A 15,138-nucleotide genomic window follows, 5' to 3' on the forward strand; every position below is an offset into this window, starting at 1 on the left:
TTTACACAGGGCCTATAAATTTTAGACAGTTAGGTGGCGGTAATATATTTCCTCAATTTTTAAAGATAAAATTAAGTTAAAATAATTGAATGAGAGGAATTTTATTTCTAATTTTAACTATTTACGGCCTATGTGCATATTCATCAACTGACTTCAAATACCATGATCGTTCGAATGATTTTCAAGAGTTAGCAAAAGCGCTAATTGCTAAATACCAATATCAAGACTTTGATGGCTTCTATCAAAACTATTCTGAGCACTTCCTAGCAAATCAAGTATTTGTAAAGGGCGCTGAGAGATTCTTTGTTAAACTTGGCCTTGCGACCGATGCTGGCCAGCTTAACAAATTCATTCCACTGGCGGCCGGTGAGGTCGTAAACTTCAAAGTTGGAAAGACTCCTGTTTCTATCTATTTTGAAAATATCGCAAAGGTTGAAAAGTATAAGATTGTTAAAAGCGTGAAAGGCTTTGTGGCAAATCAAATGAGAAAGGGAAGTTTTAAAAAGTACACCCTTATCGACCTCTTTATCCCAAAGGCCCATGCTGATGAATGTAATAATCAATTAGAAGAAATCGTCAATATTGATGAGCTGAAGGCGCCCATTGAAAAATTTAATAAAGACTATCTTATGGCACAAGCAAGTGGTTGTGTTCAAAAGGCCCTGAGCGCTGCTTGGGCAAAGACTGGTGGACTCGCTCAAGATGCAGGAAGTGGAATCTGGAACTTTATTAAGTCTCCCGTGAAGTCAGCAAAGAAGTTTTGGAATAGTGCTGTTGATACATATGAGACAACAAAGAAATTCATTACTCAAATCGATCAAAATCTAGCTAGTCTTGGTGAAGCATTAGGTGCTTTATCTCTTGAGTCTCAAATTCAATTAGTTTGTTCACTAGTAGGAAGCCTCGGACCAAATGTCTTAGTAAACGTGATTATGAAGGGACCACTTGGACTAGGAAATGCTCTGACATCCCTTGCGGATCTATCAAAGAGAGTGACATCATCGGCCAAATTTTTACAGCTACTTGACCAGCTAAAAAGTGCGGGAAAATTAGGGAAAGATAAAGTTGGTGAGCTCATTAATAAAGTACTAACTACGAAGAACAATGATGGCCTTGAAAAAGTTAACAACCTTTCTTCTGGTAATTATGTGAACTTAACAGTGGAGTATGCGGCATGCGCACTTTAGTTATATCGCTATTGCTAATTTCTAACTTATTTGTTTTCGCTGCAGGTAAGAAGTGCAAGGACCTTGATGCTAAGGTGATAAGGGCAATTGAGTCACAAAAGATTATGAGCCAAAGAGGAATAAAGGGTGAAATTAGGCAAGAGATGACAAGTCTTCTCGACCGCGGGGTAGAGATAGATCCAATGTTTTTTCAACATATGATTTATCGAAAGGGATTTAAGACAACAGGTTTTAAAGATAAAAACCTTCTTGTTGGGCACGCGAAAAAACATGGTGATGAATTTAACTTTGCTAGTGACAGGCAGTACTTAAGAAATGCTGAGAAATTTGCTCGATCTAGTGATGATAATATTATTTCTTTTAGAAGTAAGAATGATATTTATCGCTACAACCCTGTTTCAAATGAGTTTCAAGTAATTGAACGCTCCGGAAAGGTAATTGGAACTTATTATCGACCAGACCTAAGAAAACTGAATGCTGCTAGAAAAAGAGAAAACCTTCCTCCATTTAAGAGTGTAACTGAATGGTTCATTAAGAATAAGTGGGAGCGCTTTGTTTTAAATAGTGACTTTAAAAAATAGAGAATAAGTCATTAAATATTTTAAAGGCCTGGCTTTTTACAAATTCTTCAAAATTAGTAAAACGATTAACGAAATCTCTTTGTGTCGACTTTTCTTGGTATAAGTAAGCCGTCGCAGCTTCTGCAAACATTTCTTCTGGTGATACTGTGGCGTATTTCGAAGGGAAATTATCATAGACGATTAATTCATTTGTATTAGTTAACCTAAGCTTTGCTTCTGATAAGCTAATCTTTGGATAATGGTGATCATTATTGTGTTGGTATGTGAATTGCCTCTCATTGTCATTTGAAGACCAACCAACAGAGTTAATGAAGCCTTGGTATAGCTCTGGGTTTTCTTTTTGGACAAAGTGAAAGAACTCGTGAGTCAGAGTCAAATTGATTTCTTCATCGTTTATTAATTGATCTTTGTAGATGACGATTTGTTTCCATTCTTCATCATACTTTCCTTTTGTCAGCCAACTCGTTGGATGTGTTGTCTCAAAAATAACAAACTTTAAGTGATTCGTTGTATCTGTAAATCCTATGTCGAGTAACTCTTTGACCAGTCGAACCTGTTTTAAGTTTATTTCTACAGCGGGGATAATAAGGATATTATAATCTTCATACACCTGTACCTGTAGGGCACTTGCCTTAGCTCTTTCTTTTTCAGTAATATTCTCACTGTACTCAAAATCCACAAAATCGACGATGCCATTATTATTTAGATCAGATCCAAATCTTGTTTTGTCTTCAGGGAACTCATCTGTGATATTGTCGTAACCATCACCATCAATATCATTATCCATAGCATCTGGAATACCGTCAAAGTCTTGGTCGAGGAAGATGAAGTAGTTATCATTTCTAATTACATCCTTTTCAATAAAGGTTTCATTTATTGTATAGCGTAGTTTTTCATTGATGGGTGGAAGATTGAATGGGGCGGCCAAGACCACTTGTGAGATTACCATTGAAATGGCAAGACTCTCTATGGACCAAGAGCGGTCCATTAGAGAGTTTTTAAATATGTTCTTCATTTTGAAAACCATTTAGCTATTTTATCCAATTCTTAGTGGTAGTGAGCTGACCAAATATCTGCCCATGCTTCTATAAAGCCACCGTGTCCACCAACAAGAGCGTATGATAGAATCGCCGCTGGGAAGTATAGTGGGCCAAGAAGTGCTGACTGTTTCGCGTGACCTGCTTCGTGTCCAGAAGCAAAGCGGTAACCTGAGCAGAAGTCTAGCTCAAATAGTCCTGCAGACATCTTTCCTGGAACAATTCCAAGTCCACATACATCAGCATAGATTTGCATCCTTGAAGCTGCAATTCTGATACGAGGTAGATCAAATTCAATCATTCTCATATAACTATATGGAGTAACGGCTTCAAGAAAATTGATAAATAAGTTAACGCCACGACTAACTGGTGCAAGAATTACCTTTGTCCCAATAAAAGCAGCTCCTACCATTGTATTGATTAATCCCCACGATAGATTAGAAGCAATCACAAATAGGTGCATAAGTGGGTGATCTGGGTTTGCTGGATCAAATAAAAGTGATTTTTTCCCAAATACGCTTTCATAAGTTGTTAGGGCCTTATCAAATTCTGCTCTTTGTTGCTGAGTTAGAGCTTCTTGCTTATATTCTTTGAATTTTTCTAATTTCTCAGAGTTTTCTTTCTTTCCAGTATTAAGGAGGTTGTTGATATTTTCACTTAATTCTGGTGAAAGAATATTTGCATCTCTCATTGCCTTAAGTTTTGTAAGAGTTTTCTTAGCATCTTGATCGATGATCTTCATCATTCCAATATAGGCCATATGCTGTTGTAGAACTTCAAGCTTGAATGCTTCATCATTCTCAGTAAATCGTTGCATCTTGTCTGAAGAGATCTCTTCGATATAACCAATTGAGCGCTTTGTATAACCTTCACTTAGGTTTCGCATATAAGTCAGAGAGTAGAGAGCAAGGACTTCATTTTGTGCAATTTGTTCTGGTGTGTTGATGAGACGCTTCATCTCATCCTTACGATAAGAGTCTTTTCCTGCGTCAAATGTAATTGCGTGGATGTCGAGAGTTAGATCTTTAACCTGCTTCATCCAGTTGCGAATTTTCTCTTTGCTTTCGTTATATTTTTCAACAGTACGCACTCTTCTTCTACGATCATTAGATCCATAAGTACGTTCCGAGTCTGTCCAGGTTTCAAATTGAGGAGCACTATTGATTAATTTGGCAATTTGTTCTGATTTTAGTTGTAGTTCATTGGCCATCATCAGTTTTGATTCTGATAGATTCGACTTTTCAGAGCTTTCAAGACTTAACTTGAAGTTATTGAAGTGACTGTTGATACCTTTGTTGGTGACAACTTTACAAGATGCCATTTGAAGGCAGGCAAATACACACAAGGTTGTATTTGCAACTTTTTTAATTGCTGGTGACATAATCTCTCCGTTTTGGGTTTACGGTATTTTGCGAGTTATATCATTTAATTTGATTGAGTCGGTCGGATTTGTAATCTACTCTTAGGTGTACAAAATTTAGTCAATAAACTGTAGATCGATTTCTTGAGCTAATTTATTCAGTAAGTATTTAACTTCAGGCTCTAGGCTAGGGTGGGCCTGAACGATAATGTCGCGATGGCCTTCGTGCTTGTCACCTTCGATTGTTGAGTAGAAACATAGGCCTTCATTTGCTTCAAGTTGAAAGTAGAAATATGCTGATTCTTTCTTAGGTACTCTTACAATTGTTTTAAATATCTCACTCATAAAATACTCGACAAGTTTGTTTTTTATTTAGTTATTTGGCTTGGCAGTCTTTGCCTATCCACGAAATTTCATTGACTTAAACGCTTTGTAACCTAAAATATTATTAAAGGCCACTCTTTTATCAAGTCATGGAGGACTACAAGTGAAAGATTTCAGGAAGAGATTTCCACTCACTTCAGTATTAATTTTAGCATTGGCAACGACTTCTTGTTCGTGGTCAAAAAGAAAAACTCTTTTTGATGAAGAAGGCTACCCAATCGAAGAAGCGAAGCAGGCCGAAGCTAAACAACAAATGGTTCCTAAGGCCCAGTACGATCAACTTCTTGAGAAATATGACAAGCTTTTAAAGGATACTAAAGCTCCAAGCTTGGCCGAGCAATACAAAGGCAAGGAAGGAAAGGCATCTGTTGAGCAAGTACAGCTTAGTATGATTGATGATCTTCAAGGAGCCAAGAGTAGTAGTGTTGCTGAAACAGTAGACGTTTTTGCTAATGAAGTGGTTGCACAAAAACAGCAAGAACAATCGGATGATATTCTTTTGCAAAAAGAGTTAAACCTTCTAAAACAGGCCGAAGGTCTAATGGCACAAAACCGCTTGGACCAATCTCTAACAATCCTAAAAGATCTTGAAGGTTCAAGACATAATCAAATTAAAGTAAGAGCAAAGTTCTACTTAGCAGAAATGCTCTTTTCTCAACAAGAGTTTGATCTAGCGATGCAGTTGTATGAAGAGATTCTTAGGCAACATGCTTTCTCTGGACTTGTTATTAAGAGTTTAGGAAGACTTATTGTTTGTACTGATAAATTAAAATTAGCAAAGAAGAAAGAGAAGTATTATTCAATCCTTCACGATTTCTTCGGTGAAGCATAGGGCATAGTTTGAAGAAGAAAAGTCTAAGCTTATTATTTTGTATCGTATCTATTCTCATGAGCATGGGACAGGTTCGTGCGCAAGATGATCTTAAGGATCTAGAGCTCTTAGATGATAAAGACCTTCTTATGCTTTTAGAGGAAGAGACTGATAGCCCGCAGCAAACTGATGTATCGGACGAAGTTCTTGCTGATGAACTAAATTCTATCAAGAGCGATCAAAAGAAAGCCCTACCTGGTGAAGAAATTCTAACTGATGAAAACTTAGAAAAGATTAATGCCAATAATTTAGAGAATGCAGACAATCTCGAAGAGATAGATATTCTTGCAAAAGATGTTGATTCAAAGTCTCAGGCTACTAATGTGGAGATTGTTGAGCCAGAGAAGGGTAAAGAGTCTAGCGCGAGTGACCAGAAAGTTTCGATTAATAAAAATCTATTCAATGTGGGAAAAGAGGAGAAAGAACTTCTTGATCTTGCAAAATTCGTTGAAAAGAAAATTCCTGAAGAAGAGTGGAACGAACTTGCAACATCTGCAAAGGTTGATAAGTATGTTGTACAAGAAGGTGACTGGTTATGGAAGATTTCTCAGAATCTTTTTGGGTCAGGATTTTATTATTCTAAGATATGGTCAATGAATCCTCAAATCACAAACCCACATGAAATTGAGCCGGGACAAGTTCTCGTTTTTTCAACGGGAAGCGAAAGCTCTTTTCCTAAGGTTGCATTTGGTACGTTTGAAGATGACGGTTCACAAACACGTCGTTCTGAAAATGTTAAGGTTGCCTCTTCTGGTGCCTTTTCAGCATACGGTGATGATATAAAGTCTAATTGGCTAAAAGAGAGAAGAAAGCTTGTTAATAAAGGTGCGTTCTTTCAATCATTAACAGAGTCTTCGTATGATGATGTTTTATCAATGACTGAGATTGAATTAAATACTGACTATAAGAAATATGCTCCGCCTATTTCTCGCATAATTATTGAGGAGCCAGATAATCAATATGATAAGAACGGTATCTCTTCTATTGAAAGACAAGAGATCACAGTTTCTCATGGTTTCTATTTAAATACGTTTCTTTCGACTAACCATCTTCAAGATTTAGGATATATCTCTGATAAGCAAGATGAGTCTGTACTTATTCTTCGCAATCAACATGTCTATGTTAAGTTTGATAAGAGTGTGCAGGTAAGGCCTGGTGATAAATTTTCAATCTATCAACCGGATGGAAAAGTTTCTCATCGTATTTCTGATCGAGAAGGCTTGCGCTATACAATCTTAGGTCAAGTAAAGGCGATAAGAGAGTTAGAAGATAATAAGTGGGAAGTCGCTGTTGATGAAATCGTTGAAACGATTGAGCGCGGTGCTAGAGTTACTGTTTATACACCTAAGATTGCTAAGATCTTTAAAACTTATAATCCTCGCCGAATTGAAGCGGCTATTATTGGTTCATATAAGCAACAAGAGCGTGGACTAGCTCTTGGAAGTGTTGTTTACCTCGATCGTGGTCGAGTTGATGGTGTTGAGCTAGGGAATGTTTTTGAAGTTTACTCATTCATGGATAGAGGAACAGGGAAACAAATTAGTTCTCAACCAACATATGTAAAAGGTGAGGCAACAGTTATCACTGTTACTGATAATTTTGCGACGGCCGTTATTTCTTATAGTAATTCAGGTTTGGATCTTGGTGATATCGCTCTGACAAAGTCTGAGGCTACTGCAAAGATGGCAGAACAATTGCGTAATAATACACGGGCAAAGAATCTTGGTAAGCAAGAAAACCTTGCTCTTGAGGAGCTTGATGTTGAGCTAAATTTAGACAATCTTGGAGAGGATCTTCTTAAGCAGGTTGATGAAATTCGCCTTGAAGAAGATGAACTTGAAGAACTTGAGCGTCAAGAAAGAGAGAAGTCGATCATTAAAGAACAAGCTCGTGATCTTAAGGAACTCGAAAAGCTTGAGAAAGAATTGATTGATGCAGAAACAAAATTAAATGAGCAGAAGATTGACGAAGATACTTACTTGGAGCGTCAAGATCTGAATTTAATTGAGAAAGGTGTGAAGGCAAAAGATCCTAACGCACTACCTTCAATGAATGAAATCGAATCACAAGAAGGTCTTAAGTATATGGATGAAGATCTGAACAGTAAGGAGAACCCTTACGGATTGACTCCATATGACATCGAAGAAATTGAAGAACTATTGAATAGTGACTCAAATTAATCTATGCTAGCGAAAAATATGTTAAGATAATCTTGGTGCGTTCTGGTAACGCACCTTGTTCTTTTATGATAGGAGAAAGTGAACATCATGACACAATCAGAAGTTGTGAGTGAAGCTGCAACAAATGCTGCCTCTAAAAAGGCCTCGAAAAAAGCAGCAAAAAAAACAACAAAGAAGAAAACAGCTAAAAAAACTGCCAAAAAAACAGCTAAGAAAAAAGTAGCTAAAAAGGCAGCCAAAAAGACTGCAAAGAAAACTGCTAAGAAGACAACAAAGAAAAAGGCAGCCTCAGTTAAAGACAAAGACTACAAACTAGTCATTGTGGAGTCACCTTCAAAGGCCAAAACGATTAAAAAGTATCTAGGTCGTGGCTTTCAAGTTGTTGCCTCAAATGGACACATTAAAGACCTTCCAAAATCAAAACTAGGTGTTGATATCAAAGAAAATTTTGAAATCGACCTCGTACCGATAGCTGGTAAAGCAGCAAAGATCGAAAGAATTCAAGAATTAGCAAAAGATGCAAACGAAATCTTCCTCGCACCCGACTTAGACCGCGAAGGAGAGGCCATTGCATTCCACCTTGCTGAGGAGATTGGAAAGCGTAAGAAGATTAGAAGAGTTATCTTCAATGCCGTTACAAAGAATGCTGTAACGAATGCCGTTGAAAACCCAGTTGATCTAAACGTTAATATGTATGATGCCCAAAAGACACGTCGTGTACTTGACCGTCTTGTGGGATATAAGATTTCGCCAATTCTTTGGGACAAAGTTCAGCGTGGTATCTCTGCGGGACGTGTACAATCGGTTGCCCTCAGAATCATTGTTGAAAGAGAAGATGAGATTAAGGCCTTTATTCCTGAGCAGTGGTTTTCAATACACGGTGAGATGGAAAAAGATGGAACACTATTTGAGTTTAAATACTATGGTGAAGAGGCCAAGAAGAAAACTGAATTAACAGACGAAGAGTTTACAAAACAAATCGTTAAAGATGTTAATGGGAAAGAGTTTGAAGTTATTGACGTTAAAAAACGTGAAAGAAAACAAAACCCAACGCCTCCTTTTACAACGTCAAAGCTTCAGCAGGAAGCAGCTAATAAGTTAGGTTTTACGGCCAAGAGAACAATGATGGTTGCGCAAAAACTTTATGAAGGGATTGCAACAACTGACTTTGGAACTGTCGGTCTTATTACATATATGAGAACGGACTCTGTTAGAACTGAGCCTGAATCATTAAATGCTCTACGTGAATATGTTAAGGGCCAATATGGTGAGAAATTCTTATCACCTGAACCAATTGAATATAAGAAGAAGGGAAGTAGTAAGGTTCAAGATGCCCACGAGGCCATCAGACCGACTTCTCTTGAATATACTCCTAGTCAACTAAGAGGCGATCTAGAGCCAGATGAGCAAAAATTATATGAGCTAATCTGGAATAAGTTTATTTCTTCTCAAATGAGTCAAGCGATTATCGACCAAACAGCGGTAACCTTTGAATGTGAAGGCCACTTCTTTAAAGCAAATGGATCGATCATAAAGTTTCCAGGTTTTAGAACTGTTTATATGGAAGCAGCTGCTGAAAAAGCTTCACGTCGTGGAGGCAATGACGAAGAGGATGAAAATGACACACCAAAGGCAACAGGAGAGTTACCTGTAATTGAAGTAGGTGAGCAAATGCCAGCGAAGAATGGACCTGCTGAGCAGGAGCACTGGACTTCACCACCTCCTCGCTATAACGAAGCTTCACTAGTTAAGACTCTTGAAGAGAAGGGGATTGGACGTCCATCAACTTATGCTTCAATTATTTCTAACATCCAAGACCGCGGTTATGTAGAAAAGGTTGAAAACCGTTTCATGTCAACAGAGCTTGGAACTGTTGTTTGTAAGATGCTTATTGAATCTTTTCCAGATGTAATGGATGTTGCCTTTACGGCCAATGTTGAAAAGCTTCTGGATAAAATTGAAGACGGTGAAATTAAGTGGAAGAAAGTTCTTAAGGAATTCTGGCAAGGTTTTGAAAAGACTCTTGAAAAAGCAAAAGAGGAAATGAAGAACCTTAAGAAACAAGAGATACCAACTGGTATTGACTGTCATAAATGTGAAGACGGAGAGTACCTTATTAAGTGGGGACGTAATGGTCAGTTCCTTGCTTGTCGTAACTACCCAGATTGTACTTCGACTCATGACTTTAAAAAGCATCTAGATGGAAAGATTGAAATTCTTCCTAAGGACTGGTTTAGAGACCCGTGCCCAGAGTGTGGAAAGCGTTTAGAAGTTAAAAAAGGGAAGTATGGACGTTTCGTTAGATGTGAAGAATATCCAAAGTGTGAAACAACACTTCCATATACTATTGATGTCACTTGTCCAAAGTGTAAGGTTGGTAAATTTGCAGAGAAGAAGTCTCGCTACGGGAAGATCTTCTATGGTTGTACGAATTATCCAGAATGTGAAACTGCACTATGGAATGAACCAAAGATAATGGACTGTCCTGCTTGTGGATTTGGCGTTATGGGCGTTAAGGAAACTAAGAGATGGGGAAAACAGCTTCAATGTCCTGAGTGTAAGCACTCGGTAGATTGGGAAGATACCCCATTTGCTAAAGAAGAAGCACAAGAGAATAAAGAGTAATTAATTATGATCAATAAAAATATGGCCCTTGTTTTTTGCAAGGGCTTTCTTATGGGCATTGCCGACTTAATCCCTGGCGTTTCGGGCGGAACTATTGCATTTATTACTGGAATCTATGATAAGTTACTGGCCACAGTAGCGGCTATTGATAAAGGCCTTATTAAGGATGCGCTAACTTTTAATATAAAGAATATTTCTGAGAAGGTTGATTTAAAATTCATCATTCCTTTAGGGATAGGAATTCTCGGGGCCATGCTTTCGCTTGCAAGGTTAATGCATTATCTCATTAATTATCACCCTGTCCCAACATGGGGTCTATTTTTGGGCTTGATATCGGCCTCTATTATTGTCATTGCTAGAGACTTAAAGGATCGTAAGAGTCTAATGGCCCTTACTATGGTGGCCTTAGGTGCTGCAATCGGCTTTGTTATTACGCAACTTGTACCAGTAACAACTCCAACAGACTTATGGTTTATCTATATTTGTGGGCTCATAGGAATTACGGCCATGATTCTTCCTGGAATCTCAGGTTCTTTTATTCTTCTAATTTTAGGAAAGTATGAGTATGTAACAGGGGCCTTAAAGAATCCATTTCAAGAGGGGGCCCTGGTTATCATAGGCGTCTTTGCACTTGGTTGTTTAACGGGACTTGTGAGCTTTTCAAAAGTTTTAAACTTCTTTATGAAGAATTTTCGTGAACGTACGATGGCCTTCCTTGTTGGGATTCTTCTTGGTACATTGTCTAAGGTGTGGCCTTGGAGAGAAGTGACAAAGTCAGTGGTTATCCGTGGCAAAACAAAAGTCCTTTCTGAGAGTCTCTACTTTCCAACTTCTTTTACGTCAGAAGATATCCTTGCTGTTATGCTTGTTGTCATCGGTTTTTTCTTTGTCTTCTTTTTAGAGCGTAGTGCTAACAGAAGCAACTAAAAACATTGTATAGTTCAGTGACTTGACCTTTTATTTAATTCTCATTAACATTCGTTTGGTTATCCAAACTAAATATTCAATGGGAGAATAAATGAAAAAGTTGTTTATCGCTTTAATTGCAGCTACGACAGTTAGTGCTGCGACAACACAAGAGCTAGAAAGAAGAATCGACATTCTTTCTAAAGAAGTACAGAGCATGCAGTCAAAAGGCCTTTCATCTAAGGTAAGTCTTGGTGGTTATGGTGAGGTTATCTACACTGATAATAGTGAAGGTACATCTCAGTGGGATACTTTAAGAAATGTTCTTTATGTAGGTTATCAATTCAGTGAGAAATGGTCATTTATGACTGAAATCGAAATCGAGCACGCTGATGAAATCTATACTGAATTTGCAGAGATTCGCTATGCTCACTCTGATCTACTAAACTTCAAAGCTGGTCTTTTACTTACTCCAATCGGTATTGTTAACACTGAGCACGAGCCAACTCGTTTTATTGGTGTTAAGCGTCCAAGACTTGAAAATGCAATCATTCCAACGACTATGCGTGAAAACGGTGCAGGAGTTTATGGTACATGGAATAATCTTGAATATAAGTACTACATCATGAACTCACTTAAATCAGATGGTTTTTCTGAAGGTGGTGTACGTGGTGGACGTCAAAAAGGTGCTAAAGCTGATGCAGGTCATTGGTCACATGTTGCTAGAGTTGATTACGGATTTGACTTTGGTCTAGATCTAGGAACATCAATCTACGTAGGTACATCTAATGGAACAGCTCAAGGTGAGCACAATATCTACGATGTTCACTTAACATATAATTACAAAGGCCTAATGGTGAAGGCATTATATGTTTACTCAACTCTTGATGGTAAAGAATTCTCAGCAGCAACAGGAAATGTTGTAGCAGACGTAATGCAAGGTTACTATGTTGATCTAGCTTACAATATTACTCATGGTAAAACATATTCGATTATGCCATATGTAAGATACGAAAGTTACAACACTCAAGATGATGTTGATTCATCTGTTGGTGTAGCTGATAAAGCAAATGATAAAGAGCATATCACAGCTGGTATTATGTTTAAGCCACTTGATAAGATTTCTTTTAAAGCTGACTTCACAAAATTAAATAATGCATCTAATGCAGGTGAGTCAGAAGAAGTTAACTTTGGGATCGGATGGGAATACTAAAATTTTCAATTCTATTCAATATTAGGGCAGTAAAGGGGATTTTCCTCTTTACTGTTTTCTTGTTTTTTACACAAGTTCAAGTTCATGCAGGAATTAAGGAAACTCTTTCTAAGAAGTATCCTGATTGCTCGTTTGTTGAGAAGTCTAAGTTTTTAACTGATAATGAGTTTGAAACAATTAAATCAAAATACCCAACTCGAAATATTCGTCGCTTTTATTCTTTCTATAAGAGAGAGTGTAAGAATAAGATATCATACGATTTTATCTTTACCGATACAGTTCGTACAAAGAATCAAGTTCTTCACGTCCACATAGTAAAGAATAATATTGAAAGTTTAGCAATTGTTAAATTTGAAGAACCTTCTGAATATAAGGTTAAGAAAAGTTGGCTTTCTCGCTTTAAATCACAGAGGCCAGATTCAATAGATATCGTTTCCGGAGCGACTCTTTCTTCAAATAGTACAAAATTCCTAGTGTGGTTGTCGCTATATCTACAAAAAGATATACTCTAGTCTAAGTTATGACACCCTCGGAAAAAAATAATCTATTTATCTCAAATTACTTCATTGTTGCAACAGGGACAATATACTTTGTGGCCAAGTATTTTATGGCCATTGAAGGTGACTGGGGAGTCGAAACTCATCCACTTTCAATTTGGATGCAAAAGCTTCACATTTTATCTGTGCCTTTTCTTCTTTTCTTTGTCGGGACAATTTTTTCAAATCATATCTACAAGAGAGTAGTAAGTGGCTACAAGAAGTCACGCACATCGGGAATTTTTCTAATTGGGCTCTTTGTCGTTATGAGCTTATCTGGATATTTAATTCAGGTTAGTGATAATGATCTCCTAAGACAGTGGTCTGCCTATATTCACCTTGGAGTGTCTCTTGTGTGGAGCCTAGGCTTCACTTACCATCACGTGATGGCCAATCGCTAAACTTGTTGTAGCTTCTTATCAACTAGCTCTCCAATAGCATGAGGGCGAACTAGGTGAAAAGCATAGAACATATGAAGACATCTTAAGTGATAAAAGTCTCTTAGGCCTCCTATTCCAGTATCTGTAATCATCGGCATCATATTGTCTGGTAATTCAAGATTCATCTCTTTAAATAATTTCACTCTTTCATCGCGATATGACTCATGAATAGCTTTAACTTTTTCTTTTAGTTCTTCATCATTATCAATCATGGCCTGAAGCTCTTTGGTAAATCCCTGGCCCTCGATTTGGCTAATGGCCTTATAGACGACAGGATCTACTAACCAATAGATCGTTGGAAATGGAACCTTATCAACAACTGGAGTTACTTTGATTGAAGCTGGTCTACCGTCATCTGTTCTTGCTGAAACTTCAATAATACCTCTGGCCTCTCTTTTTAAAAAAGCTTCAATCTGTTCAATATCATTTTGCGTAGCTTGTGTGCTCAAAATAGAGATGCTCCTATAGTATAAAAAATTGAAAATGAATTTATATCTTCTCTTGCACTTTGTTCTTTAAGAATTTCAACTTTAGTTCGATCTGTTCGATCAACTAAAGTGGCCTTGTAAGAACGATAGGCTGCGACCGTAACTTCGGCAAAGAATGGAAAACGATAGACTTCTTTAACTTGCTCAATACCAACAGAGAGCGAGCCTCCGAATGAGTCATAGTTTAGTTTTAACTCTTTACCATTTGTATCAATGTTGAAGTCATCAAGGTCTAGAGAGTTAAGAAGCCAGCTTGGACCAAACTTAACGTAGAGTTTAAATCTTTTAAATCCAATATGACGTAAAAAATCAATTTCATAAATATCACTATTAATACGTATAGTGGGTGTTATATTGAAGGATCTAAAGTTTCCTCGCCCTTCTAAAACATTATTATCGTAGGCGAAGCGAAGATCACGTGCGCGCCCAAAAGTCGTATGGGACTCTAGCCCAATTTCAACTCTTTCAAGTCGAAATGAAAATTGTGTATAAATACCAAAAGCTTTTGATTCTTCACGGTCTTCGATATCGTATTTATTTTCAAATTGATCGTCGTCTAATTCGTTAAAAACAGTGTTTTGTATAGTGAAACCAGCTCTTAGGTAGAACTCATATGGCCCAGAAGCACTTCTTACATTTAAAGAAGCAAGAGAGGTTATAAATATGAGAATCAGTTTAAAATTCTGCATGAAAAAAATATCCAATTGATTTCTTGTCTAAGTCCGGGGCGATGATTGCATATGCTGTTCCTTCAAAGATTGAAGGAAATAGTGTCATTGGGTTTATTAAGTGGCCAAAAAAGCGCCCAACCTTGCTATCTCCATTTAGTAGAGACATTGATAGCTTTTCAAAGCCGTAGCCCATAACTGCACCAAGTACAGGCGTTTGATAGAGGTCTTGAACTGAGGCAGGCTCTGTATAAACTTCAATAAGAAACTCAAAGATGGTACTTGAGACAAAAGTTAATGCGAGGGCATCTGAATATCGATAACTTCGAGCACGATAGTAGAGAAACATTTGTGAACCAGTATATGGGTGAACCATATAGTTCCAAAACGGCTCATCGCGATCAAAAACAATTTTCCCAAAATTCTTGCGGTAGGTATCCCATGAACCTTCATTTTTTACCGTATCCCATTGAGTTAGAGGGTAGGCAATGAGAGAGATTCCAAAAACAAAACCAACGTCTTTATAAATTTCTTCTTTTGTGTGATCTCGATCTTGGTAAAAATACTTTTTTTGTGCAAAAGAAGTACTTTGCATGCACAGAGTAATTATTGTAAAAGATAGGCTAATAATAAAATTTTTCACGATGTAATCTTATATAAAG

Annotated in this window: 15 protein-coding genes; 9 read left to right on the forward strand and 6 right to left on the reverse strand. The window is 37.4% G+C overall.

Annotated elements, in window-relative coordinates:
• Nucleotides 1-89: 89 nt before the first annotated feature.
• Entirely contained in the window at nt 90-1,187 is a 1,098-nt protein-coding gene (locus M902_RS03120; RefSeq protein WP_021265774.1) for a hypothetical protein, read from the forward strand.
• Nucleotides 1,175-1,768 carry a hypothetical protein gene (locus tag M902_RS03125; RefSeq protein WP_021266266.1) on the forward strand — a complete coding sequence of 198 codons (594 nt, stop codon included), beginning with the start codon at nt 1,175-1,177 and terminating at the stop codon, nt 1,766-1,768. The genes M902_RS03120 and M902_RS03125 overlap by 13 nt, the downstream gene beginning before the upstream one ends.
• Here the strand turns inward: M902_RS03125 and M902_RS03130 are convergent.
• The 3 genes from M902_RS03130 to M902_RS03140 all read right to left on the reverse strand — a co-directional run bounded on the left by M902_RS03130 (nt 1,758) and on the right by M902_RS03140 (nt 4,510).
• Nucleotides 1,758-2,783 (reverse strand): thrombospondin type 3 repeat-containing protein, encoded by a 1,026-nt coding sequence (locus M902_RS03130; protein WP_156979700.1) that lies wholly within the window; start codon nt 2,781-2,783, stop codon nt 1,758-1,760. The two genes, M902_RS03125 and M902_RS03130, sit on opposite strands and share 11 nt — an antisense overlap.
• Nucleotides 2,784-2,815: 32 nt before the next feature.
• On the reverse strand, nt 2,816-4,186 hold the full coding sequence (locus M902_RS03135; protein ID WP_021266277.1) for a hypothetical protein: 1,371 nt from the start codon (nt 4,184-4,186) through the stop codon (nt 2,816-2,818).
• Nucleotides 4,187-4,282: 96 nt separating this feature from the next.
• Nucleotides 4,283-4,510 (reverse strand): DUF4911 domain-containing protein, encoded by a 228-nt coding sequence (locus M902_RS03140; protein ID WP_021266189.1) that lies wholly within the window; start codon nt 4,508-4,510, stop codon nt 4,283-4,285.
• 142 nt (nt 4,511-4,652) lie between these two features.
• Here M902_RS03140 and M902_RS03145 point away from each other — a divergent pair, with 142 nt between their 5' ends.
• The 7 genes from M902_RS03145 (at nt 4,653) to M902_RS03175 (ending at nt 13,281) form a co-directional block, all read left to right on the forward strand.
• The gene (locus tag M902_RS03145; RefSeq protein WP_021266107.1) at nt 4,653-5,381 is read left to right on the forward strand and encodes a tetratricopeptide repeat protein; all 729 of its coding nucleotides are present in this window, start codon (nt 4,653-4,655) and stop codon (nt 5,379-5,381) included.
• A gap of 8 nt (nt 5,382-5,389) precedes the next feature.
• Nucleotides 5,390-7,600 carry a LysM peptidoglycan-binding domain-containing protein gene (locus M902_RS03150; RefSeq protein WP_021265785.1) on the forward strand — a complete coding sequence of 737 codons (2,211 nt, stop codon included), beginning with the start codon at nt 5,390-5,392 and terminating at the stop codon, nt 7,598-7,600.
• A gap of 87 nt (nt 7,601-7,687) precedes the next feature.
• Nucleotides 7,688-10,225 carry a type I DNA topoisomerase gene (gene topA / locus M902_RS03155; protein ID WP_021266484.1) on the forward strand — a complete coding sequence of 846 codons (2,538 nt, stop codon included), beginning with the start codon at nt 7,688-7,690 and terminating at the stop codon, nt 10,223-10,225.
• A 6-nt stretch (nt 10,226-10,231) separates the two neighbouring features.
• On the forward strand, nt 10,232-11,152 hold the full coding sequence (locus M902_RS03160; protein ID WP_021265753.1) for a DUF368 domain-containing protein: 921 nt from the start codon (nt 10,232-10,234) through the stop codon (nt 11,150-11,152).
• Between the two features lie 91 nt (nt 11,153-11,243).
• A complete protein-coding gene (locus M902_RS03165; protein WP_021266234.1) occupies nt 11,244-12,344 on the forward strand; it encodes a hypothetical protein in 1,101 nt (366 codons plus the stop codon).
• Nucleotides 12,332-12,856, forward strand: coding sequence for an FMN-binding protein (locus M902_RS03170; protein WP_021266334.1), 525 nt, complete (start codon nt 12,332-12,334; stop codon nt 12,854-12,856). Before M902_RS03165 ends, M902_RS03170 begins: the two co-directional genes overlap by 13 nt.
• A gap of 8 nt (nt 12,857-12,864) precedes the next feature.
• Nucleotides 12,865-13,281, forward strand: a complete 417-nt coding sequence (locus M902_RS03175) for a hypothetical protein (RefSeq protein ID WP_021265977.1) — start codon at nt 12,865-12,867, stop codon at nt 13,279-13,281.
• Here the strand turns inward: M902_RS03175 and M902_RS03180 are convergent.
• From M902_RS03180 to M902_RS03190, 3 genes are read right to left on the reverse strand one after another with little or no spacing between them, the layout of a single operon-like run.
• Nucleotides 13,278-13,769, reverse strand: coding sequence for a DUF501 domain-containing protein (locus tag M902_RS03180; RefSeq protein WP_021265853.1), 492 nt, complete (start codon nt 13,767-13,769; stop codon nt 13,278-13,280). The genes M902_RS03175 and M902_RS03180 overlap by 4 nt on opposite strands.
• A complete protein-coding gene (locus M902_RS03185; RefSeq protein WP_021265721.1) occupies nt 13,766-14,497 on the reverse strand; it encodes a hypothetical protein in 732 nt (243 codons plus the stop codon). Before M902_RS03185 ends, M902_RS03180 begins: the two co-directional genes overlap by 4 nt.
• On the reverse strand, nt 14,484-15,119 hold the full coding sequence (locus M902_RS03190; RefSeq protein ID WP_052607383.1) for a DUF3943 domain-containing protein: 636 nt from the start codon (nt 15,117-15,119) through the stop codon (nt 14,484-14,486). Before M902_RS03190 ends, M902_RS03185 begins: the two co-directional genes overlap by 14 nt.
• Nucleotides 15,120-15,138: the final 19 nt, after the last annotated feature.

This window comes from Bacteriovorax sp. BAL6_X (genome assembly GCF_000443995.1).
Taxonomy (GTDB): Bacteria; Bdellovibrionota; Bacteriovoracia; order Bacteriovoracales; family Bacteriovoracaceae; genus Halobacteriovorax_A.